This window comes from Streptomyces sp. NPDC046261, from assembly GCF_040646235.1.
Classification (GTDB): domain Bacteria; phylum Actinomycetota; class Actinomycetes; order Streptomycetales; family Streptomycetaceae; genus Streptomyces.
In genome coordinates, this window is record NZ_JBEYZU010000003.1 from 309,882 (window position 1) to 332,267 (window position 22,386).

The 22,386-nt window shown below is 73.7% G+C and carries 16 protein-coding genes and 1 pseudogene; 15 read left to right on the forward strand and 2 right to left on the reverse strand.

The window, feature by feature from the left end; translation table 11 throughout:
- Positions 1 to 11 precede the first annotated feature (11 nt).
- Positions 12 to 1,754 (reverse strand): ABC transporter substrate-binding protein, encoded by a 1,743-nt coding sequence (locus ABZ956_RS08220; RefSeq protein WP_361888737.1) that lies wholly within the window; start codon positions 1,752 to 1,754, stop codon positions 12 to 14.
- Between the two features lie 130 nt (positions 1,755 to 1,884).
- Between ABZ956_RS08220 and ABZ956_RS08225 the strand changes: the two genes are divergently transcribed.
- The 15 genes and pseudogenes from ABZ956_RS08225 to ABZ956_RS08295 all read left to right on the forward strand — a co-directional run bounded on the left by ABZ956_RS08225 (position 1,885) and on the right by ABZ956_RS08295 (position 19,858).
- The gene (locus ABZ956_RS08225; protein WP_361888740.1) at positions 1,885 to 3,264 is read left to right on the forward strand and encodes an aminopeptidase P family protein; all 1,380 of its coding nucleotides are present in this window, start codon (positions 1,885 to 1,887) and stop codon (positions 3,262 to 3,264) included.
- A 73-nt stretch (positions 3,265 to 3,337) separates the two neighbouring features.
- Entirely contained in the window at positions 3,338 to 4,486 is a 1,149-nt protein-coding gene (locus ABZ956_RS08230; RefSeq protein WP_361888743.1) for an FAD-dependent oxidoreductase, read from the forward strand.
- Between the two features lie 56 nt (positions 4,487 to 4,542).
- The gene (locus ABZ956_RS08235) at positions 4,543 to 4,857 is read left to right on the forward strand and encodes a (2Fe-2S)-binding protein (protein WP_361888745.1); all 315 of its coding nucleotides are present in this window, start codon (positions 4,543 to 4,545) and stop codon (positions 4,855 to 4,857) included.
- Complete coding sequence (locus ABZ956_RS08240) at positions 4,838 to 6,271, forward strand: NAD(P)/FAD-dependent oxidoreductase (RefSeq protein WP_361888748.1); 1,434 nt, start codon at positions 4,838 to 4,840, stop codon at positions 6,269 to 6,271. Before ABZ956_RS08235 ends, ABZ956_RS08240 begins: the two co-directional genes overlap by 20 nt.
- 31 nt (positions 6,272 to 6,302) lie before the next feature.
- Positions 6,303 to 7,211, forward strand: coding sequence for a dihydrodipicolinate synthase family protein (locus ABZ956_RS08245; RefSeq protein ID WP_361888751.1), 909 nt, complete (start codon positions 6,303 to 6,305; stop codon positions 7,209 to 7,211).
- 68 nt (positions 7,212 to 7,279) lie between these two features.
- Complete coding sequence (locus ABZ956_RS08250; RefSeq protein WP_361888754.1) at positions 7,280 to 8,284, forward strand: proline racemase family protein; 1,005 nt, start codon at positions 7,280 to 7,282, stop codon at positions 8,282 to 8,284.
- Positions 8,281 to 9,654 (forward strand): aldehyde dehydrogenase family protein, encoded by a 1,374-nt coding sequence (locus ABZ956_RS08255; protein WP_361888757.1) that lies wholly within the window; start codon positions 8,281 to 8,283, stop codon positions 9,652 to 9,654. The genes ABZ956_RS08250 and ABZ956_RS08255 overlap by 4 nt, the downstream gene beginning before the upstream one ends.
- A 66-nt stretch (positions 9,655 to 9,720) precedes the next feature.
- On the forward strand, positions 9,721 to 10,443 hold the full coding sequence (locus tag ABZ956_RS08260; protein WP_361888760.1) for a GntR family transcriptional regulator: 723 nt from the start codon (positions 9,721 to 9,723) through the stop codon (positions 10,441 to 10,443).
- Positions 10,444 to 10,518: 75 nt separating this feature from the next.
- Positions 10,519 to 11,502, forward strand: coding sequence for a CapA family protein (locus ABZ956_RS08265; protein WP_361888763.1), 984 nt, complete (start codon positions 10,519 to 10,521; stop codon positions 11,500 to 11,502).
- Positions 11,503 to 11,702: 200 nt separating this feature from the next.
- Positions 11,703 to 12,578 carry a phosphatase PAP2 family protein gene (locus ABZ956_RS08270; protein ID WP_361888766.1) on the forward strand — a complete coding sequence of 292 codons (876 nt, stop codon included), beginning with the start codon at positions 11,703 to 11,705 and terminating at the stop codon, positions 12,576 to 12,578.
- 161 nt (positions 12,579 to 12,739) lie between these two features.
- Positions 12,740 to 13,927 (forward strand): acyl-CoA dehydrogenase family protein, encoded by a 1,188-nt coding sequence (locus ABZ956_RS08275; RefSeq protein WP_361888769.1) that lies wholly within the window; start codon positions 12,740 to 12,742, stop codon positions 13,925 to 13,927.
- A 111-nt stretch (positions 13,928 to 14,038) separates the two neighbouring features.
- Complete coding sequence (locus ABZ956_RS08280; RefSeq protein ID WP_361888772.1) at positions 14,039 to 16,327, forward strand: tetratricopeptide repeat protein; 2,289 nt, start codon at positions 14,039 to 14,041, stop codon at positions 16,325 to 16,327.
- A gap of 65 nt (positions 16,328 to 16,392) precedes the next feature.
- Positions 16,393 to 17,478 (forward strand): annotated as a pseudogene (locus ABZ956_RS08285) (nitronate monooxygenase family protein); the annotation flags it as partial.
- 95 nt (positions 17,479 to 17,573) lie between these two features.
- Positions 17,574 to 19,124: an acyl-CoA synthetase gene (locus ABZ956_RS08290; RefSeq protein WP_361888775.1), complete on the forward strand. Its 1,551-nt coding sequence runs from the start codon at positions 17,574 to 17,576 to the stop codon at positions 19,122 to 19,124.
- A gap of 152 nt (positions 19,125 to 19,276) precedes the next feature.
- Positions 19,277 to 19,858, forward strand: coding sequence for a hypothetical protein (locus ABZ956_RS08295; protein WP_361888777.1), 582 nt, complete (start codon positions 19,277 to 19,279; stop codon positions 19,856 to 19,858).
- A gap of 75 nt (positions 19,859 to 19,933) precedes the next feature.
- Here ABZ956_RS08295 and ABZ956_RS08300 read toward each other — a convergent pair whose 3' ends face one another.
- Positions 19,934 to 22,363 (reverse strand): penicillin acylase family protein, encoded by a 2,430-nt coding sequence (locus ABZ956_RS08300; protein ID WP_361888780.1) that lies wholly within the window; start codon positions 22,361 to 22,363, stop codon positions 19,934 to 19,936.
- Positions 22,364 to 22,386 lie beyond the last annotated feature (23 nt).

Below are 22,386 nucleotides of genomic sequence, written 5' to 3' on the forward strand. Positions count from 1 at the left end.
TGTGCCGGCCCTCAGCTCTGGCTCTTGGCGGGGTCTTTGAGACCGACGGTGGCGTAGTCGAGCTGGCCGCCGAAGGAGGTGTGCCCGTACCCGCCGGCGATGTTGGTGCCCAGGACCAGCGGCCACCGCCGGACCAGCACCGGCACGGTCGGGGCCTTGGCGAGGATGTCACCGTCCATCTGCTGCCACGCCCGGGCGGCCTGCCGGGTGTCGGTCATGGCGGCGATCTCGTCCATCCGCCGCATCGTCGCCTCGTCGCGGAAGAGGGAGTGGTTGCCGGAGTTGCCCTTCTCCTTGATGAAGCGGCCGTCGAAGACGAAGGGCAGGAAGGTCGAGCCGGAGGGGTAGTCCGGGCACCAGCCGGTGTAGACCATGTCAGTGCGGTTCTTGGTGTCGCCGATGGTGGCGTAGAACGCGGACGGGTCCACGGTCTCGATGGTGACCTTGATGCCGGCCTTGGACAGGGACTGCTGTATCGCCTCGGCCCGGCCCTTGTCGCCCGAGGACACGGTCAGCTTGGTGGACAGGCCGTCCGGCTTGCCGGCCTCCTTCAGCAGCGCTCTGGCCTTTGCGATGTCGCCGTCGACGGGGATCTTCAGGGTGTCGGGCTGTTTGCCGCCGAAGAGTGTGGCGGGCATGTAGGCGGTCGACGGGTCGTTGAAGGCGGGGCCGCCGGAGGCGGTCAGGACGGCGTCCCGGTCGAGGGCGTACTGCACGGCCCGGCGCACCCTGACGTCGTCGAAGGGGGCCCGGCCGGTGTGCATCTGCACCATGTCCGTGCAGTTCTGGGACTCGGCGATCAGCCGCCGGGTGACCCGGTCGTCCGGCAGCACCTTGGCCGCGCTTTCCGGCCGCAGGGCGTACCAGGGGACGGCGGAGGCGTCGGCGCCCTGGCTCGCGATCATCCGGTCGTCGATCTGGTTCTGCTTGAGTCCCATGAGGACGACCAGCTTGTCCGGGTAGGCCTTGCGGACTTCGTCCGTCCTGGGGTCCCACTTGTCGTTGCGCACGAGGACGAGCTTCTTGTTCCGCGCGTAGGAGTCGATCTTGTACGGGCCGGAGGAGAACGGGCGGTTGTCGTACCGCGGGCCGTTGTCCCGCGCCCGCGGTACGGGCGCGAACGTCGGCATCACCGTGGCGTAGGGGAACTCCGCGAAGGGCTTGCGCAGTTCGAAGACGATGGTGCGGTCGTCCGGCGTCCTGACCGAGTCCAGGTGCTTTCCTCCGGCGGGGCCCCGGTAGCCCTCGGCGCCGGCGAGGTAGCGGGCCGCGTAGTCGGCGCCGCCGGGCAGGTCGGGGGAGAAGGACCGCTCCACGTTGTACTTGATGTCCTGCGCGGTGACGGGCGAGCCGTCCTCGTAGGCGACGCCCTGCTTGAGGTGGAAGGTCCAGGTCCTGGCGTCGTTCGAGGGGGTGCCGAGGTCGGTGGCGAGGTCGGGGACCAGCTGACCGCCCTGCGTTCCGGGCGCCGCCTTGTACGTCACCAGGGTGCGGTAGAGCAGCCGGGTCCCGAAGTCCATGTCGCTCATGACCCAGTTGCGGGCCGGGTCGAGGTGCGTGAAGTCCTGGTTGGAGAGCACCGTGAGGGTGCCGCCCTTCTGTGGAGTGCCGCCGATCACCGCGCCTGCCTGGGCGGCGACGGGGTTCCTGGCTCCCCTGTCGGCTGAGTTCTGCCGGTCGGCACAGCCGGTCGCCCCGAGGGCGAAGGTGGCCGCCACCACCGTGGCCAGGGCGGTACACGTGCGCTTGTTCATCAGTGGTCACTCCGTGAACAGTCGAACAGCCGGGCGCTGGCTGAAATGTGACCCGTAACATAGTAATGTGAAATTGCACTGACAAGGTGTCAGTCACGCCGTTACCCACCTGTGTCCCAGGAGGAGTCTCATGAACGAGCCGACGACCGCGACGCCGCGGACGGTAAGTCATGACCTGCCCGCTTCGGCGGAGTTCGCGCGGTTCATGACCGGCGGCTGGGCGGCGACGCCGCTGCCCGCCGACATCCGGCTGCCCGTCGCGGACCTCACCGTCGCCCGCCGGGCGAAGCTGTCGGCCTGCTTTCCCGGCGAGCGCCTGATCGTCCCCGCCGGCGAACTGAAGGTCCGCTCCAACGACTGCGACTACCGCTTCCGGCCCCACAGCGCGTACGCCTGGCTGACCGGACTGACCGGCGAGGAACAGGCCGGCCACGTACTGGTCCTGGAACCGGACGGACCCCACCGGCACGAGGCGGTGCTCTACCTGCGACCGCGCTCGCCGCGCAGCGGCGACGGCTTCTACCGGGACCGCCGCTACGGCGAGTTCTGGGTCGGCCGGCGCCCCGACCTCGCCGAGGCCGAGCGCATGACCGGCATCCGCTGCGCCGGCCTGGACGACTACGGGCTGCTGCCGCCGGGCCGCGACGCCTCCCACGACGCCCGGCTCGCCCGCACCCTGAGCGAACTGCGGCTGGTCAAGGACGCCTGGGAGGTCGGGCAGCTGCAGTCGGCGGTCGACCACACCACGGCCGGCTTCGAGGACGTCGTCCGCGCGCTGCCGCGGGCGCTGGCCCACCCGCGCGGCGAGCGGTGGATCGAGGGCGTCTTCGGCCTGCGCGCCCGGGCCGAGGGCAACGGTCCCGGGTACGACACGATCGCCGCCTCCGGCGCGCACGCCTGCGTCCTGCACTGGATACGCAACGACGGGCCCCTGGACCCCCGTCAGTTGCTGCTGCTGGACGCGGGCGTGGAGACCGACACCCTCTACACCGCCGACATCACCCGCACCCTCCCCCTCTCCGGGCGCTTCACGTCCGTCCAGCGGCAGGTCTACGAACTCGTCCTCGCCGCCCAGGAAGCGGGCATCGCCGCGCTCAAGCCGGGCGCGAGCTTCCGCGACTTCCACCGGGCGGGCATGCGCGTGATCGCCGAAGGGCTGGTGGAGTGGGGTGTGCTGAAGAGTGCCGAGGGGGACCTGCACCGCCGCTACACCCTGTGCAGCAGCGGGCACATGCTCGGCCTGGACGTCCACGACTGCGCCCAGGCGCGGGCGGAGGCCTACCTCGACGGCGTGCTGGAGGAGGGGCAGGTGCTCACCGTCGAACCCGGGCTCTACCTCCAGCCCGACGACGAGACGCTGCCGCCCGAACTGCGCGGCATCGGCGTGCGGATCGAGGACGACCTGGTGATCACGGCCGAGGGGGCGCGGCTGATGTCGGGGGCGCTGCCCCGCACGCCGGACGCCATCGAGGCATGGATGGGTGAGCTGGCAGGAACTCAGGAACCCTGAGAGGGGCCCGAGTCGGAGAAGAGTGATCGGAACGACTCTTGGCAGCGGTAGTGCAATGTGAAATATTACTGACGTGCCAACGAGAAGCTCCTCGGACGTCATCGTCGTCGGAGCGGGGGTGATCGGCGCCGCTTGCGCCTACTACGCCTGCCGCTCCGGCCTCTCCGTCACCGTCGTCGACCGTGGCCCCGTCGCGGGCGGGACCACGGGGGCCGGTGAAGGCAACCTGCTGGTCTCCGACAAGGAACCCGGCCCCGAACTCGAACTGGCCCTGCTCTCCACACGGTTGTGGCGGGAGCTGGCCGACGTGCTCCCCGCACGCGTCGAATACGAGGCCAAGGGCGGCCTGGTCGTCGCCTCCGACGAGGCGGGCATGGCGGCGCTGCGGGACTTCGCCGCGGCCCAGGCCACGGCGGGCGTCACCGCGCGGGAGATACCGGCGGACCGCCTGCCCGACCTGGAACCCCACCTCGCCCCCGGCCTCGCCGGCGGCTGCCACTACCCCCAGGACGCCCAGGTCCAGCCCGCCCTCGCCGCCGCCCACCTCCTGCGCTCCTCCGGGGCGCGCGTGCGCACCGGAGAGGCCGTCACCGCGATCCTCACCGGCGCCCACGGCGAGGTGCGCGGCGTGCGGACCCCGGCCGGCGAACTCCACGCCCCGTACGTGGTGAACGCGGCCGGCACCTGGGGCGGCGAACTCGCCGCCCTCGCCGGCGCGCACCTGCCCGTCCTGCCCCGCCGCGGCTTCGTGCTCGTCACCGAACCGCTGCCGCGCGTGGTGCGGCACAAGGTGTACGCGGCGGACTACGTCGCCGACGTGGCGAGCGGCTCCGCGGCCCTGCAGACCTCGGCCGTGGTCGAGGGCACCCCCGCCGGCCCGGTCCTCATCGGCGCCAGCCGCGAACGGGTCGGCTTCGACCGCACCCTGTCGGTCGAGGTGCTCCGCCGCCTCGCCCGCCAGGCCACGACCCTCTTCCCGGTGCTCGCCGGGGTGCGGGCGATGCGGACGTACGCCGGGTTCCGCCCCTACCTGCCCGACCACCTCCCCGCCATCGGAGCCGACCCCCGCGTCCCCGGACTGCTGCACGCCTGCGGCCACGAAGGCGCCGGCATCGGGCTCGCCCCGGCCACCGGCCTCGCCATCGCGCGGCTGCTGACGGGCCACGAACCACCCCTGGACCTCGGCCCCTTCCGGCCCGACCGCTTCAAGCCGGAAGCCTGAGCCGGCCCCGCGCCCCGTCCCCCCTACCCCCCTTCACGTCCGAGAGGAGGCCCGCAGTGGCCCGTACCCCCGCCGGCCTGGTCAGGGCCGAGCCCGGCCCGCCGTTCGAGATCACCTTCGACGGCCGTACGCTCACCGCCCGGCCCGGGCAGACCATCGCCGCCGCCCTGTGGGCCGCGGGCATCCTCGCCTGGCGCACCACCCGCGACGGCGGCCGCCCACGCGGCGCCTTCTGCGGCATCGGACAGTGCTACGACTGCCTCGCCACCGTCAACGCCCGGCCCAACACCAGAGCCTGCCTGGTGCCCGCCCGGCCCGGCGACGCCATCACCACCCAGGAAGGACACGGCCATGCCGGGCTCGCCGTCTGAGCCGTACGACCTCGCCGTGATCGGCGCGGGCCCCGCCGGCCTCGCCGGCGCCGTCACCGCCGCCGGACTCGGCCTGACGGTCGCCCTCCTGGACGCCTCCGCCCGGACCGGCGGCCAGTTCTTCCGCCACCCCGCACCGGACCTGCGCGCCGCCCGGCCCCAGGCCCTCCACCACGGCTGGGCCACCTTCACCGCACTGCGCAGCCGCCTGGAGAACGGCGACATCGCCCACCTCGCCGGGCACCACGTATGGAGCGTGGCCCGCGAGGACGAGCGGCTGTGGACGGTGCACGCCCTCACCGGCGCCGACGGCGAGGGCGACCGCCCCGTACGGGTACGGGCCCGCACGGTCCTGTTCGCCACCGGCGCCCACGAGCGGCAACTGCCCTTCCCCGGCTGGACCCTGCCCGGCGTCGTCGGCGCCGGGGGCGCCCAGGCGATGCTCAAATCCGGCCTCGTGCTGCCCGGCAGCCGGATCGTCGTCGCCGGCAGCGGACCGCTGCTGCTCGCCGTCGCCGCCTCGCTCGCCGCCGCCGGCGCCCGCGTCCCCGCCGTCGTCGAAGCCTCCGGCTACCTCGCCTACGCCCGCCACCCCCGCGCCCTGGCCGCCAACCCCCACAAGCTCCTCGAGGCGGCGGTCCACGGTTCGGCGCTGCTGCGCCACCGGGTGCGGCCCCACCCGCGCAGCGCGGTCACCGAAGTCCACGGCACCGACCGCGTGGAGGCGGTCACCGTCTCCCGCCTCGACCGCCAGTGGCGGCCGGTGCCCGGGACGGGCCGCCGCATCGCCTGCGACGCGCTGGCCGTCGGGCACGGACTGGTCCCGCAGACCGAGCTCGCCACGGCCCTGGGCTGCGCCACCCGCCGCACACCCGACGGCACACACGCCCTCCTCCTGGACGAACGGCAGGAGACCACGGTGCCCGGCCTGTGGGCCGCGGGCGAGAGCGGCGGGACCGGCGGCTGGCAACTCGCCCGCGTCGAGGGCGAACTGGCGGCCATCGCCGTGGCCGCCCGCCTGCGCGGCCGCACCCCACCCGTCGCCGGCCGGCACGTGGCGGGCCTGCGCCGCCGCCGGGCGCGGATGCGCGCCTTCGCCGACGCCATGGCCACCGCACACGCCCCCGGCCCCGGCTGGACCGACTGGCTCCGCGACGACACCGACGTCTGCCGCTGCGAAGAGGTCACCGCCGGCCGCGTCCGCGAGGCGGTCACGGAGCTGGGCGCCCGCGACGCCCGCACCGTCAAACTCCTGACCCGGGCCGGCATGGGCTGGTGCCAGGGACGGATGTGCGCGACCGCCGTCGCGTGCCTCGCGACCGGGGCCGGCCCGGGCCTCGTCGCGCCGTCCGCCGAGCGCCGACCGCTCGCCGTGCCCGTCCCCCTCTCCGCCCTGGGCGACCAGGGCGAATGAACACCCATCCACAGCAGAAGGGTTACCCGGCATGACCGTCACCTCCTGGAACACCGCACACCCCTGGCGCGGCATCATGACCGCCACCGCGCTGCCCCTGCGCGAGGACCTCTCCGTCGACTACGACGCCTACGCCGAGCACGTGCGCTGGCTCATCGACAACGGCTGCGACGGCGTCGTACCCAACGGCTCCCTCGGCGAGTACCAGACCCTCACCGACGAGGAGCGCGCCCGCGTGGTGCGCACCGCCGTCGAGGCGGCCGGGGACGGCGCCCGCGTGATGCCGGGCGTCGCCGCGTACGGTAGCGCCGAGTCCCGCCGCTGGGCCGAGCAGGCCGCCGAGGCGGGCTGCGGCTCCGTCCTGCTGCTGCCCCCCAACGCCTACCGCGCCGACGAGCACGCCGTACGCGCCCACTACGCGGAGGTCGCCGGGGCCGGACTGCCCGTCGTGGCGTACAACAACCCCATCGACACCAAGGTCGACCTGACCCCCGGCCTCCTGGCCCGGCTCTACCACGACGGCTCCGTCGTGGCGGTCAAGGAGTTCAGCGGCGACGTCCGGCGCGCCTACGAGCTCGCCGAACTCGCCCCGGAGCTCGACCTGCTCGTCGGAGCCGACGACGTCCTCCTCGAACTCGTGCTCGCCGGCGCCGTCGGCTGGATCGCCGGGTACCCCAACGCCTTCCCCGCCGCCTGCGCCCGCCTCTACCACGCCGCCGTCGCCATGGACCTGGAGAAGGCGCTGCCCCTCTACACCTCGCTGCACCCGCTGCTGCGCTGGGACTCCAAGACCGAGTTCGTCCAGGCCATCAAGGTCTCGATGGACATCGCCGGCCGTCCCGGCGGCCCCACCCGGCCGCCGCGCCACCCGCTCACCGGCGAGGTGGACGCGGCGGTGCGCGCCGCCACCGAGAAGGCCGTCGCCGACGGCCACCGCTGACCGGCCGCCGGCCCTGCTCGTCCACCCGACCGGGGCCGCCCGGCCGCCCGACCGCCGAAAGGACGTCCGTGCGCACTCGTCATGTCTTCCATGCCGTCGACTCCCACACCGAGGGCATGCCCACCCGCGTCATCACCGGTGGCGTGGGAGTGATACCCGGCGCCACCATGGCCGAGCGCCGGCTGCACTTCATCGAGAACCTCGACCACCTCCGTACGCTCCTGATGTACGAACCGCGCGGCCACTCCTCCATGAGCGGCGCGATCCTGCAACCCCCCACCCGCCCCGACGCCGACTACGGGGTGCTCTACATCGAGGTGTCCGGCCTGCTGCCGATGTGCGGCCACGGCACCATCGGCGTCGCCACCGTGCTCGTCGAGACCGGCATGGTGCCGGTCACCGAACCCGTCACCACCGTGCGGCTGGACACCCCCGCCGGACTGGTCACGGCCGACGTCCGGGTCGAGGACGGCGCGGCGAAGGCCGTCACCTTCACCAACGTGCCCGCGTTCTGCGTGGGCCTGGACCGTAAGGTCGACGTACCCGGCTACGGGACGGTCACCTACGACCTGGCCTTCGGGGGCAACTTCTACGCCTTCGTCGAAACCGCCGCCCTCGGGCTGCCCTTCGAGCGGGACCGCAAGGACGACCTCCTCGCGGCCGGGCTCGCGGTCATGGACGCGATCAACGCCTCGCCGGAGCGGCCCCTCCACCCCGAACAGAGCGAGATCGCCGGCCTCAAGCACGTCTACCTCGCCGCTCCCGGCTCCGACGCCCACCGCTCCCGGCACGCCATGGCCATCCACCCCGGCTGGTTCGACCGCTCGCCCTGCGGCACCGGAACCTCCGCCCGCATGGCACAGCTGCACGCCCGGGGCACGCTTCCGCTGGACCGCGACTTCGTCAACGAGTCGTTCATCGGCACCGAGTTCACCGGCCGTCTGGTGGGCGAGACGCGGGTGGGCGGATCGCCGGCGGTCGTGCCCACCATCACCGGACGGGCCTGGATCACCGGCACGGCCCAGTACTTCCTCGACCCGGACGACCCCTTCCCCGGAGGCTTCCTGCTGTGACTGCCGCCCCGACACCGTTCGTCTCCCGCAACCCGGCCGACCCGGCCGACATCGTCACCCAGGCCGCCGCCGTCGGCGCCCCCGCCGTCGCCGCAGCCGTCGAACGGGCCCGCGCGGCCCAGCCGGGCTGGCTCGGCGGCGGCGCGGCCGCCCGCTCCTCGGCGCTCTCCGCGATCGCCGCCGCCGTCGAGACAGCGGCCGGGGAACTGGCCCACCTCGCCGTGCGCGAGGTCGGCAAGCCGCTCGCCGAGGCCCGGGCCGAGGTGGCCCGCACCGCCGCCATCTGGCGCTACTACGCCCAGGCCCCCTACGAGCCCACCGGCGCCGTCCACGAGAGCGCCGCCGGCCCCGGCCTGCTGCTGACCCGCCGCCGGCCGCACGGCGTCGCCGGCCTGATCACCCCCTGGAACTTCCCCCTGGCCATCCCGGCCTGGAAGGCCGCACCGGCGCTGGCGGCCGGCAACACCGTCGTCCTCAAACCCGCGCCCGAAGCCACCGCGTGCGCCCTGCGCCTGGCCGAGCTCGTCCGACAGGCCCTGCCCGAGGACGTGTTCACCGTGGTCCCCGGCGGATCCGAGGAGGGCGAGGCCCTGCTGTCCACCGCCGACGTGCTCTCCTTCACCGGCTCCACCGCCGTCGGCACCGCGGTCGTGCGGACCGCCACCGCCCGGGGCGTCCCCGTCCAGGCCGAGATGGGCGGGCTCAACGCGGCGATCGTCCTGCCCGACGCCGACATCGAACGGGCCGCCGGGCACATCGCCGCCGCGATCGCCGGGTACGCGGGGCAGAAGTGCACCGCCACCAGCCGGGTGATCGCCGTCGGCGCCGCCCTCGGGCCGCTGCGCGAGGCCCTCGCCGAGGCGCTGCGCACGCTCGCCGTGGGCGACCCGGCCGACCCGGCGACGGTGTGCGGACCGCTCATCGGGGAGCGGGCGCGCGACCGGTACGCCAAGGCCCTGGAGGGGCTGTCCCCGTTCGCCGCCGGCACCGCGCCGGACGGCCCCGGGTGGTACGCGGCCCCGGCCGTGGTCGAGAAGATCCCGCACGACCACCACCTGCTGCGGGAGGAGGTCTTCGGCCCCCTCGCGGTGCTGCTGCCCGCCGACGACCTGGCCGACGCCGTACGGATCACCAACTCCGTGCCGTACGGGCTGGTCACCTCGGTCCACACCGCGGGCCTCGACGCGGTCCTGCACGGCCTGGACCACCTCGACACCGGTATGGTCCGCGTCAACGCGCCCTCCACCGGCGTCGACTTCCACCTGCCCTTCGGAGGCGCCAAGGCATCGGGCCACGGGCCGCGCGAACAGGGCCGCGCCGCCCTGGAGTTCTACACGGCGAGCCGGACGTACACCCTGACCCCACCCTGACTCCCCCTGACGCAATGTGACATTGTACGCTGGTGGTCCAGTCCATCGGGGCACGAAAGGGACGTCATGGGGCACCTTCAGCAGCGCACCCCCCTCATCACCGCCACGGTGCGGCTGCGCGATCAGGTCGCCCACGCCCTGCGGGCCGCGCTGATCTCCGGTGAACTGCGCCCGGGCCAGGTCTATTCGGCGCCGGGGCTCGCGGAGGACTTCGGCATCTCCGCGACGCCGGTGCGCGAGGCGATGCTCGACCTGGCCCGCGAGGGCCTGGTCGAGCCGGTCCGCAACAAGGGCTTCAGGGTGACCGAGGTCAACGAGCGCGACCTGGACCAGTACACCGAGATCCGCACCCTGATCGAGGTCCCCATGACGGGACGGATCACCCGCACCGCGGCCCGCGGTGACCTCGAGGCGCTGCGCCCCGTCGCCGAGGAGATCGTGCGCGCCGCGCGCGAGCACGACCTCATCGGCTACCTCGAGGCCGACCGGCGGTTCCACCTCACCCTGCTGGCGCTCTCCGGCAACGAACGCCTCGTGGAGACCGTGAGCGACCTGCGCAAGCGCTCGCGCCTGTACGGGCTCAACGCCCTCGACGAGCGCGGGGAGCTGATCCCCTCGGCCGAGGAGCACCTCGAACTCCTCGACCTGATGCTGGCGGGCGACGCCGAAGGGGCCGAGAAGTGCATGGCCCGCCACCTCGGCCATGTGCGTTCCCTCTGGGCGAAGGGCGTCAACGAGGACGGGCCGGAGGCGGACCGGGCCGCGCGGACGCCGGCCGCCGGCCGCTGACGGTCACCGGGCCGTACGGACCGGGGCGGTCGCATACTGGCGGTGTGGGCGGCGGACCGACGGAAGGCGGGACGGATGCCGATCACGGTGGCGATGGCCGGGGACACCATGCTGGGGCGTGGCGTCGGCGAGTGCCTCGCGCGGGCGCCGGAGCCCGCGACGCTGCTGTGCGAGGAGCTCCGCGCGCATCTCGCCGGGGCCGATCTGGTCGTGGTCAACCTGGAGTGCTGCCTCTCCGCCCGCGGCGAGCCCTGGCCCGCGCCCGGGAAGCCGTTCTTCTTCAGGGCCCCGCCGGCCACCGCCGGCGTCCTGGCGGAGCTGGGCGTGGACTGTGTGACCCTGGCCAACAATCACGCCCTGGACTTCGGGTACGACGCCCTGGCGGACACCCGTGACCTGCTGACCCGGGCCGGGGTCCGGGCGGTGGGCGCGGGCCCGGACGTGGCCGCCGCCCGTGCGGTCGCCGTGCTGGAAGCGGGCGGGGTGCGCCTGGCCGTGATCGGCGTCACGGACCACCCGGAGGACTTCGCGGCCGGCGAGGACAGCCCCGGGGTCGCCTACGCCGACCTCGAGCGGGGTGTGCCGGGCTGGCTCGCCGACCTTGTGGCCCGCGCGGCCCAGGAGGCCGATGTCGTGCTCGTCACCCCGCACTGGGGGCCCAATATGACCGCCGGGCCGCCCCGCCACGTACGGCGCGCGGCGGCGGCGCTGCTGGAGGCCGGGGCGACGGTGATCGCCGGGCACTCCGCGCACGTCTTCCACGGGGTGGCCGACCGCGTCGTGCACGACATGGGCGACTTCATCGACGACTACGCGGTCGATCCCGGCCTCCGCAACGACCTGGGGCTGCTCTTCCTTCTCACCCTGGACGGCCCCGCTCCCGCCCGCTACCGGCCCGTCCGGCTCGAGGCGGTGCCGCTGTACCTGGACTACTGCCACACCACGGCGGCCCGCGGCGATCAGTGGCGGTGGATCCGCGACCGCTACACGCGGGCCTGCGCGGAGTTCGGCACGGAGGTGACGGTCAGCGGAGAGCGGCTGGTCGTCGACTGGGCGTAGCGATCACAACTACACACCGTCACCGGGGCTCCCCGGTGCCCGCCCGGGGCTCCGGCCGGAACCGCGCCATGGCCCGGCGCGTGTAGTTTTTGCTGTACAGCCGCGCCGACGTCATCTGCACGGCATGTACCCGTCACCCGACCGTACGCCGCGCGCTGCCGCCCCGGTACCGCCATACCGATACGAAGGACGCCCCACCCATGCCCTACGTGCGCCATTGGCTGCGCAACTCCCTCCTGCTGTTCGCGAGCGCGATCGCGCTCGGGCTGGTCGCCGCGCACACGAAGCTGATCCAGCCGCACGACCTGGATCTGGACCGGACGATCCAGACCAACACGCGCACCGGCTGGCTGAACACCACGATGGAGCTGATCAGCTACTGTGCCTCGCCGGTCGCCGGAGTGGTGATCCTCGCGATCTGGTGCGGGTACCTGCTGTTCGTACGGCGTCGGCCCATCACGGCGTCGGCCGTCTTCCTCGTGGTCGCGGTCGGCTGGAACAGCACGCAGATCGCGAAGGCCCTCGTGGCCCGCGACCGGCCGCCGCGCGAGTTCATGCTCGACCCCGAGATCGGCTCCAACAGCTTCCCGAGCGGCCACACCGCCTTCACCGTGGCGGTCGCCCTCGCCGTGTACTTCCTCTTCCGCGAGTCCCGGCACCGCCGCACGGTCGTCGTCTGCGGCGTCTTCGCCGTACTGCTGATCGCCTTCTCCCGGATGTACGTCGGCGCCCACTACCCGACCGACACGTTCGGCTCGGTGCTGGTAGCCGGCTCCGCGGTCGTCTTCATCACCGGCGTGTGGCACACCTGGCTGCTGCCGAACCTGGAGCGCCTGCCGGTGCTGGGGTCCCTGCTCGGACGCTTCGGCCTGGCCGAGGAGCGGGCCGCGCTCGCGGCGGCGGAACGTGACCAGCACGGCGAGCAGTACGGCCAGTACGGCGACCAGTACGCCCAGCACACCCAGCACGAGCAGGGCCGGCACGCCCAGTACGGCGGCCACGTGGCTCCCGGGGAGGGCTACGGGCGGCGCCGCGCCGCGGGAGCGGCCTCCGGCGGCCGGCACCGCAAGCACTGAGGCCACGCGGCACCGGCCCCCGCGCGACAGCGCACGATCATGGCGGATCCCCGACGGGGGTCCGCCATTGTCGTAGCCCGCCCGGGCTTCCGCATCACTGCAACACGTTCTACCGTGTGCGCCCGTACCCCAGGGACCGCCGGCGACCACATGGAGGGGCCGTGGATCTGCAGTACACCCCGGAGCAGCAGCGGTTACGGACCGAGCTGCGCGCCTACTTCGCGGATCTGGTGCCCGACGACGCCTCCACCCGGCACGCCGACCCGGCCGAGCGCAAGCGCTTCTACCGGCGCACGATCCGCCGCCTCGGCGCCGACGGCCGGCTCGGCGCGGGATGGCCGGTGGAGTACGGGGGGCACGGGATGACGCCCATGGAGCAGTTCATCTTCTTCGACGAGGCCGCGCAGGCCGGGGTGCCGCTGCCGCTCATGGCGCTCAACACGGTCGGGCCCACGCTCATGCAGTTCGGCACCGAGGAGCAGAAGTCGTTCTTCCTGCCGCGGATCCTCTCCGGCGAGCTGGACTTCGCCATCGGCTACAGCGAGCCCGGCGCCGGCACCGACCTGGCCTCCCTCACCACCCGGGCGGTGCGCGAGGGCGACGACTATGTCGTCAACGGACAGAAGATCTGGACCACCAACGGCGACACCGCCGACTGGGTCTGGCTCGCGGTCCGCACGGCCCCGGTGGAGGCCGGGGTGCCACCCCACAAGGGCATCAGCATCCTCCTCGTCCCCACCAGCGACCCCGGCTACTCCTGCACCCTCATCAACACCCTGGCCTCGCACGACACCACCGCCAGCCACTACGACGACATCCGCGTACCCGTCACCCGCCGGGTCGGCGAGGAGAACCAGGGCTGGCGCCTGATCACCACACAGCTCAACCACGAACGCGTCACCCTCGCCGCCCACGGCACCACCGCCATCAGGGCCCTGCGCGACGTACGCGACTGGGCCGCGGCCACCAAGCTCGCCGACGGCCGCCGCGTCATCGACCTCGGCTGGGTACGCGGCCGGCTCGCCCGTACGCACGTACGGCTGGACGCCATGAAGCTGCTCAACTGGCGCATGGTCGACGCCCTCCAGCACGGCACCCTCACCCCGCAGGACGCCTCGGCCGTCAAGGTCTACGGCTCCGAGGCGCGCCGAGACGCCTACGCCTGGCTGATGGAGATCCTGGCCGCGGCCGGCCCCCTCAAGGAGGGCTCCGCGGGCGCGGTCCTGCGCGGAGAGCTGGAGCGGGGCTACCGCAGCGCCGTCATCTTCACCTTCGGCGGCGGCAACAACGAGATCCAGCGGGAGATCATCTCCTGGATCGGCCTGGGGATGCCCCGGGTGCGCCGCTGACGCCGATCCGGCCCCGGTCAGCCGTCCGTCGGCCTACAAGCCGCACACAGGGGCCGCCATACTTGAGAGGCCGGGGGAGGCGACGCGAATCGACGGGGGCGGCGGCACAGCATGGCGGACACCAGGCTGATCCAGGGCCGGTACCAGCTGCTCGACCTGATCGGGCGGGGCGGGATGGGCGAGGTGTGGCGCGCCCGCGACGAGTCGCTGGGCCGTCAGGTGGCCGTCAAGTGCCTCAAACCGATGGGACGCCAGCACGAACAGTCCTACCTTCGGGTGCTGCGCGAACGGTTCCGGCGCGAGGCACGCGTCGCGGCCTCCCTGCAGCACCGCGGCATCACGGTCGTCCACGACTTCGGCGAGTCGGAGGGCGTGCTCTATCTCGTCATGGAGCTGCTCGACGGCCGTAACCTCAGCCAGCTGCTGGAGGACAACAAGCAGCACCCGCTGCCCGTGCCCGAGGTCATCGAGATCGCCGAACAGGTCGGCGCGGCCCTGGCCTACACCCACCGGCAGGGCATCGTGCACCGTGACCTCAAGCCCGCCAACATCGTCCGCCTCGCCGACGGCACCGTGAAAATATGCGACTTCGGCATCGCGCGCCTGGCCCACGACATCGGCTTCTCCACCCGCCTGACCGGCACCGGCATCGCCATGGGCACCCCGCACTACATGTCGCCCGAGCAGATCGGCGCCGGGAACGTCGACCACCGCAGCGACCTGTACTCGCTGGGCTGTGTGCTCTACGAACTCGCGACCGGCGCCCCGCCCTTCGACATGGACGACGCGTGGGCCGTGCTGGTCGGCCACCGCGACACCCCGCCGCGGCCGCCGTGCGAGCTGCGCCCCGAGCTTCCCCCGGCCTTCGGGCGCATCGTCCTCGACCTGCTGGCCAAGGATCCCGAGGACCGGCCCGAGGACGCCGGCGACCTCGTCCGGCGCATCGCCGCCCTGCCCCCGTACCGGGCGGGGGCGCCGCCGCGCCGCACCCTGCCCGAAGGGCGCCCCCGGCCCGTACGGGCGTCGGCGCGGCTGCCCGAACCGCCCCGGCTGCCGGGCTGGGCCCGGAACATGACGACCGGCTCCAAGGCCGCCGGCACCGGCCCCCTCCAGCGTCCGCCGGACCCCGCCGCCGCCCTCACCGGCGCGTGGACCGGCCCGTGGGAGGAGGACCGCACCGTCCCGGCCGGCCCGGGAGCGCACGGCGGCGGGCCCCGCGCCGACGGCGCCGAGCGCCCGCCCCCCGAGCTGCTCGCCCGGCTCGCCGGCCGGCACAGCGAGGGGCTGCGCCTGGCCCGGCTCGACCGCTGGGCGGAGGCCGGCGAGGTGCAGCGGGCCGTCGCCGCCGAGCGCGAGCGGCTCCTGGGCCCGGACCACCCCGACACGCTCGCGAGCCGCTACGAGGTCGGCTTCGCCCTCAGCCGGCTGGGGCAACCACGCGAAGCGCTGCGGGAGTTCGCGCGGACGGCGGCGGGGCGCGAGCGGGTGCTGGGTCCCGAGCACCCCGACACCCTCGCCGCCCGCCAGGAGACGGCGTACGTGCTCGGGCAGCTCGGCCGGCACTTCGAGGCCCATCAGGTCTACACCACGGTGCTCGGCGCCCGTGAGCGCGTCATGGGCGCCGACCACCCCGACACCCTGCGCTGCCGCCACAACCTGGCCTTCAACCTCAGCAGACTGGGGCGCCTGGAGGACTCGTACACCATGGCGCGCGACGTCGCCGCCGCTCGCGCGCGCGTCCTGGGCCCCGAGCACCCCGACACCCTCGTCACCCGCTACGAGGTCGGCTACGCCCTGGGCCAGCTCGGCCGCTGGACGGAGGCGCTGCGCACGTACGAGGAGGTGGCCACCGCCCGCGCGCGGGTCCTCGGCCCCGACGACCCCGACACGCTCGCCGCCCGCTACGAGGCCGGCATCTGCCTGGGCCGGCTCGGCCGCAGCGCGCAGGCCCTGGAGCTCTACCGCGAGCTGGTGGAGGACCGCACGCGCGCCCAGGGCCCCGCCCACCCCGACACCCTGCGCGCCCGGCACGGCCTGGGCGTCAACCTCGGCCGGCTCGGCCGCTGGGAGGAGGCCCTGGCCGAGGCGCGCGACGTCTGCGCCATCCGCGCCCGGGTGCTGGGCGCCGACCATCCCGACACCCTCGTCAGCCGCCGGGAGGTGGCGGTCGGGCTCGGCTGGCTCGGCCGCTGGACCGACGCCCTCGCCGTCTACCGCGACGTCGCCCAGGCCCGCCAGCGGGTGCTCGGCGCGTCCCACCCCGACGCCCTGGCCAGCCGCCAGGACGAGGCCCACTGCCTGGAGCAGCTGGGCCGCTCCGCCGAGGCCGTCGAGCTCTACCGGCAGGTGGCGGCGTTGCGCAGGACCCGCGCCACGCGCGGCCACCAGCCCCCGATCTGACGCGACGTCAGAAAAGTGCGCCTGCCGGGTTCCCTCGCCCGGCCCGCTGCGGCATCCTGCCGCCCATGCGGACCGAGCTGAGCAGGCGGATGGGAATCGAGCACGCCCTCTTCGGCTTCACCCCCTTCCCGGCGGTCGCCGCCGCCATCACCCGCGCCGGCGGCCTCGGCGTCCTGGGCGCGGTGCGCTACCGCGCCCCCGGCGACCTGGCGCGCGACCTGGACTGGATGCAGGCGCACACCGACGGCAAGCCGTACGGGCTCGACGTCGTCATGCCCGCGAAGAAGGTCGAGGGGGTGAGCGAGTCCGACGTCGAGGCGATGATCCCGGCCGGCCACCGCCGCTTCGTCCAGGAGACCCTCGCCCGCTACGGCGTGCCGCACCTCGCCGAGGGCGAAGCCTCCCGGTGGCGCGTCACCGGATGGATGGAGGAGGTCGCCCGCGGCCAGCTCGAGGCCGCCTTCGACTACCCCCTCGCCCTCCTCGCCAACGCCCTCGGGCCGCCGCCCGCCGACGTCATCGACCGCGCCCACGACCACGGGACCCTCGTCGCCGCGCTCGCCGGCAGCGCCCGGCACGCCGTCCGCCACGCGGACGCGGGTGTCGACATCGTCGTCGCCCAGGGCTACGAGGCAGGCGGCCACACCGGGGAGATCGCCACCATGGTGCTCACCCCCGAGGTCGTCCGGGCCGTCGACCCCCTGCCCGTCCTGGCCGCCGGAGGCATCGGCAGCGGCGAACAGATCGCCGCCGGGCTCGCGCTCGGCGCGCAGGGCGTCTGGCTCGGCTCGCTCTGGCTCACCACCGAGGAGGCCGGCCTGGCCTCCCGCGCCCTGACCGCCAAGCTCCTGGCCGCCGGCTCCGGGGACACCGTCCGCTCCCGTGCCCTGACCGGCAAGCCCGCCCGCCAGCTGCGCACCGCGTGGACCGACGCCTGGGACGACCCGGCCGGCCCCGGCACCCTGCCCATGCCCCTGCAGGGGCTGCTCGTCGCCGAGGCCCTGACCCGCATCCAGAAGTACGAGGTACTCCCGCTCCTCGGCACCCCGGTCGGCCAGATCGTCGGCCGCATGGACACCGTGCGAGGCGTCCAGTCCGTAGTGGACGACCTCACCCGCGACTTCGAGAAAGCAGTGGCCAGGCTGGACCGCATGGTTGTGGGCAATCGTTCCGCTGGGGCGGAACGGGTGGGCACAACCGGAACGGACCCGCACCCGCACGCCACACCTGAGGGGAACGATGCGTCATGACGGCGACAGCCAGCGGCTTCTGGGCCCAAGCGACCGCCGACCCGCACCGCAGAGTACTGATCACCCCCACCGGCGAGTCCTGGACCGCCGGCCGCCTGCACGAGGCCGCCAACCGCCTCGTCCACGGGCTGCGCGCCGCCGGACTCCGCGAGGGCGACTCCTTCGCCACGGTCCTGCCCAACGGGCCCGAATTCCTCACCGCCCATCTCGCCGCCACCCAGGCCGGCTTCTACCTCGTCCCCGTCAACCACCACCTCCTGGCACCCGAGATCGCCTGGATCGTCGCCGACTCCGGCGCCAGGGTCCTCATCGCCCACGAGCGCTGGGCCGCCACCGCGACGGCCGCCGCCGACGAGGCCGGCCTGCCCGCCCCCGGACGCCACGCCGTCGGGGACATCGCCGGCTTCCGCCCGTACGCCGCGCTCCTGGACGGCCGGCCCGCCACCCCGCCCGCCGGGCGCACCCTCGGCTGGGTCATGAACTACACCTCCGGCACCACCGGACGCCCGCGCGGCATCCGCCGCCCCCTGACCGGCAGGCCGCCCGAGGAGAGCCATCTCGGCGGCTTCCTGGGCATCTTCGGCATCCGGCCGTTCGACGGCAACGTCCACCTGGTCTGCTCGCCGCTCTACCACACCGCCGTCCTGCAGTTCGCCGCCGCGTCCCTGCACATCGGGCACCGGCTGGTGCTGATGGACAAGTGGACGCCCGAGGAGATGCTGCGCCTGATCGACACCCACCGGTGCACCCACACCCATATGGTCCCCACCCAGTTCCAGCGCCTGCTGGCACTGCCGGAGGACGTACGCGCCTCCTACGACGTCTCCTCCCTGCGGCACGCCGTCCACGGCGCGGCCCCCTGCCCGGAGCATGTGAAACGGGCCATGATCGACTGGTGGGGGCCCTGCGTCGAGGAGTACTACGCGGCCAGCGAGGGCGGCGGCGCGTTCGCCACGGCGAAGGAGTGGCTGCGCAGGCCCGGCACGGTCGGCCGGGCCTGGCCCATCAGCGAACTGGCCGTCCTCGACGACGACGGACGGCCCGTGCCGCCCGGCGAACTCGGCACGGTCTACATGAGGATGACCACCGGCCGCTTCGCCTACCACAAGGACGCCGCCAAGACGGAGAAGAACCGGATCGGGGACTTCTTCACCGTCGGCGACCTCGGCCACCTCGACGAGGACGGCTACCTCTTCCTGCGTGACCGCAAGATCGACATGATCATCTCGGGTGGCGTCAACATCTACCCCGCCGAGATCGAGTCCGTCCTCCTGGCCCACCCCGCCGTCGCCGACGCCGCCGTCTTCGGCATCCCGCACGACGACTGGGGCGAGGAGGTCAAGGCCGTCGTCGAAGCCGCCGACGGCCACCGGCCGGACGAGGAGCTCGCCGCCACGCTCCTCGCCCACTGCGCCCGGCGACTGGCCGGCTACAAGCGCCCCAGGTCGGTGGAGTTCATCGCCTCCATGCCGCGCGACCCCAACGGCAAGCTCTACAAGCGGCACCTGCGCGAGCCGTACTGGCGCGGCCGGGACCGCGCCGTGTGACGCGTTTCCGACCCCTGCGGAGCCCGCCCCTCCACGGCGGTTCCCGGCCGATGCCCGCCGAAGCGGTGTGCTTGGCGCCCCGGCTCGCTAAACAGGACGCCGGTCGGGCCATCGACTGTCAGACCGTCAGACCGTCAACAGGAGGAGACGCTGTGAACGGCTTCGTCACCACGAGCGGCAAGGCACTGCTGGCACTGTCCGCGGCCGCCGTACTCGGCCTCACCGGAACGGCGACCGCACAGGCGCAGACGACCTCGCAGCAGCCCACCAGAGCCGCCGCCGGCACGGCGGCCGACGCGGTCAGAGCCCGGCTGGCCCAGCCCGGCGCTGCCGCCGCCGGCCGGATCGTGTGTTACCGCGTCCACGTGGCCGAGCAGGGCTGGCTGCCCGCCGAATGCGACGGCGGCGTCGCGGGGACCACCGGTCAGTCGCGGCGCATCGAGGCCATCGAGGTCGCCGTGGGCAATGTGGGCTGGGTGTGCCTCAACGCCCACCTCGCCGACACCGCCTGGCAGGGCACGCGCTGCGGCAACGACTTCGAGAACGTCGTCGCGGGCACCACCGGCCAGTCCCGCCGCCTGGAGGCCCTCAACATCCGCGTCTCCTCCGGCTCCGTGTGGGCCCGCGCCCATGTGCAGGACATCGGCTGGCAGAACGCCGTGCGCGGCAAGGCCGTCACCGTCGGCACCACCGGCCAGTCCCGCCGCATGGAGGCCGTCCAGATAGACGTCTGACCCTCCCGCCGGGAACGGCGAGGGGCGCACCGCGCGCGGCTCGCGCGGTGCGCCCCCACACGTGCGGGTGAGGGCTCAGCGCTCGCCGACCCGCACCACCTTCAGCTCGGGCGACGCCATGATGTCCTTCTCGCAGAACCGGCCCCGCACCATGCGCCCGGCCGAGAACAGCTCGGTCTGGTCGCTGTAGTGCGGCGACGCCGGGTTGGAGGACTGCGCGTAGGTCAGCAGCGTCCGGGCCACGGGGCAGCCGCCGCCGTCGAAGCCGACGGCCTGGATGTAGCTGGAGCCCATGTCCACGTCCGTGTAGCCGCCGCGGGCGGCGTTCCAGCCCTTGTCCTCGATGATGTTCCAGATGCCGAGCGCGTTCGTGCCGCCCGGTATCGCTATGCGCTTGCCGTTGCGCGTGACGAACTGGTGCTTGCCCAGCGGCGCGTCCAGGGCGATGTCCGCCGACCGCAGCTCGGCGACCGTGTCCGCCAGCGCGCGGGCGAAGCCCGGGTGGCCGGTGTTCAGGGTGTTCGGGGTCTTCACCGGTGACGCGGCGGAGAAGGGCACCCGCCACAGCTTGTCCGCCGGTATGGCCTCCTCGTTGACGAGCCTGCGCCAGAACCGGTCGAAGAGCAGCGCCCCCTTGCTGGCCGTGCCGACCGTGTGGTCCCAGGCGGCCAGCACCCCGCACGCGGCCGAGACGTCCACGGGCTTGCCGTCGCTGCCCCGGGCGGTGCCCGCGGGCAGCGCGGCGCACGCCTTCGCGGCGTCCTCGGCGGCCAGGTCACCGGCCGGCGCCCGGTTGGAGAACTGCAGCTTCCGCAGGTCGTCCACCGTCAGCCTGCCGCGCCGGGCCATGGCGGCCACGTCCTCGACGGACCCCCGGGTGCGGATGTCGCGCTGGGTGGCGACGTCCCCGAAGATCCGCGGGTAGCCGGTCAGGGGCCGGTCGGCGTTGGTGAGCCAGGGGCTGTTGTTGGAGTTCTCGGCATAGGGGGCGTCGACCAGGGTCGGCATGGCGGACGGGCCGAAGACGCCGGGCTGCAGGGCATCGGCGTCCCTGCCCAGCGCGCACTCGCCGCGCGAGCCGTCCAGGACGGCCAGGCCGCCGGCCGGCAGGGTCTGCTGCCCCAGCGGCGTGGAACAGCGCTTGGCCAGCTCGTCGGTGACGCGCGGCAGGACCTGCGACTGGGTGTAGAGGGTGTGCCCCCCGGAGTCGGCGGCGATGGTGTTCACCCAGGGCAGCCCCTGGGTACGGCGCAGCACGTCCTGGATGTCCTGGACGCTGCGGGCCTTGCCCATCCCCAACGAGGTGTCGGTGGAGCGCAGATGGGCGGCGTTGGGGTCGGCCAGGGCGAACACCGACGTGGCGGTCCAGGGCAGCGGCAGCTGATCGGTGACCGAGGTGACGACCGGGCCGTAGCGGGTGTGCCACTGGGTACGGGTGACGTGGGAGACGCGGCCGTCCTTGCCCCGCACCGGGACGGTGACCGCGCGCTTGGTCATCTTCTCCGGCTTGCCGTCCACCAGATACGAGTACGGGTCCGAGGGCACGGCCTTGAGCTCGTAGACACTCAGGGGCACGCCGGTGGAGACGGTGTGGCTCCAGGCGATGTCCGCGTTGTGGCCGATGTCGATCATGGGGGAGCCGAGCAGTGAGCCGCCCGCGACGTTCAGCTCGCCGGGGATGATCAGCTGCGACTGCCAGAAGCGGCGGCCGCCGGCCCATGGGTAGTGCGGGTTGCCGAGGAGCAGGCCGCGGCCGTCGGCGGTGGTGGAGCCCGCGAAGGCGACCGCGTTGGAGCCCATGTCGGCGCTCTGACGGTCGAAGACCTTGCGGGCGGCGGCCGCGAGCTCCTTCGTGCCGGCCGCCGGCCGGGCCCCGGTGGTCGGCCGGGCGCCGGTGATGCCGTCGGCCGCCATGCCCTGGCCGCCCAGCACGTTGATGGCGTGGCCGCGCCGGGCCACGTCCAGGGCGGTGACGGGGCGCACCCAGGAGGCGCCCTTGCAGGCGGGGTCGGTGACGCGGTTCTGCCGCAGCCAGGCGTTGTAGCCCGCGGCCCAGCCCCGCATCAGCTCCTTGACCTGCTTGCTCGGCCCGACGGGCGCGGGCCGCTCGAGGAGCTTCTCCACCGTCCTCGCGTCGTTGACCCCGCGGAAGAAGAGGTCGCTGGAGAGATTGTCGCGGGCCTCGGACAGGGACCGGTCGGGTCTGCCGTCGGCACCGAAGGTGCGCGAGCGCTCCCCGCGCAGGGTGACGAAGCCGTCGGCGAGCACGCAGACCTGGTCGGCGGCCTGGGCCCAGCCCACGCCGAAGGCGAGGTTCGCGTAGTCCTTGCCGACGATGTGCGGAATGCCGTACTCGGTGTAGCGGATGACGGCGGAGAGCCCGCCCCCCGACGGACGGTGCGCGCCGCGCGCCGCGGCGGTGGCCGAGGCGGGCAGGGCGGTGGCGGCGGTCAGCAGCGCGAGGCCGCCGACCGTCAGCGCACGTAAGCGGTGACGTAGATGCAACGTGATCCCCCTGATCAATTGAT

Bases quoted from the DNA above. Each gene is read 5' to 3' on its own strand.
- ABZ956_RS08220 (WP_361888737.1), bottom strand. From the start codon at position 1,754: ATGAACAAGCGCACGTGTACCGCCCTGGCCACGGTGGTGGCGGCCACC.
- ABZ956_RS08225 (WP_361888740.1), top strand. From the start codon at position 1,885: ATGAACGAGCCGACGACCGCGACGCCGCGGACGGTAAGTCATGACCTG.
- ABZ956_RS08240 (WP_361888748.1), top strand. From the start codon at position 4,838: ATGCCGGGCTCGCCGTCTGAGCCGTACGACCTCGCCGTGATCGGCGCG.
- ABZ956_RS08245 (WP_361888751.1), top strand. From the start codon at position 6,303: ATGACCGTCACCTCCTGGAACACCGCACACCCCTGGCGCGGCATCATG.
- ABZ956_RS08260 (WP_361888760.1), top strand. From the start codon at position 9,721: ATGGGGCACCTTCAGCAGCGCACCCCCCTCATCACCGCCACGGTGCGG.
- ABZ956_RS08265 (WP_361888763.1), top strand. From the start codon at position 10,519: ATGCCGATCACGGTGGCGATGGCCGGGGACACCATGCTGGGGCGTGGC.
- ABZ956_RS08270 (WP_361888766.1), top strand. From the start codon at position 11,703: ATGCCCTACGTGCGCCATTGGCTGCGCAACTCCCTCCTGCTGTTCGCG.
- ABZ956_RS08280 (WP_361888772.1), top strand. From the start codon at position 14,039: ATGGCGGACACCAGGCTGATCCAGGGCCGGTACCAGCTGCTCGACCTG.
- ABZ956_RS08290 (WP_361888775.1), top strand. From the start codon at position 17,574: ATGACGGCGACAGCCAGCGGCTTCTGGGCCCAAGCGACCGCCGACCCG.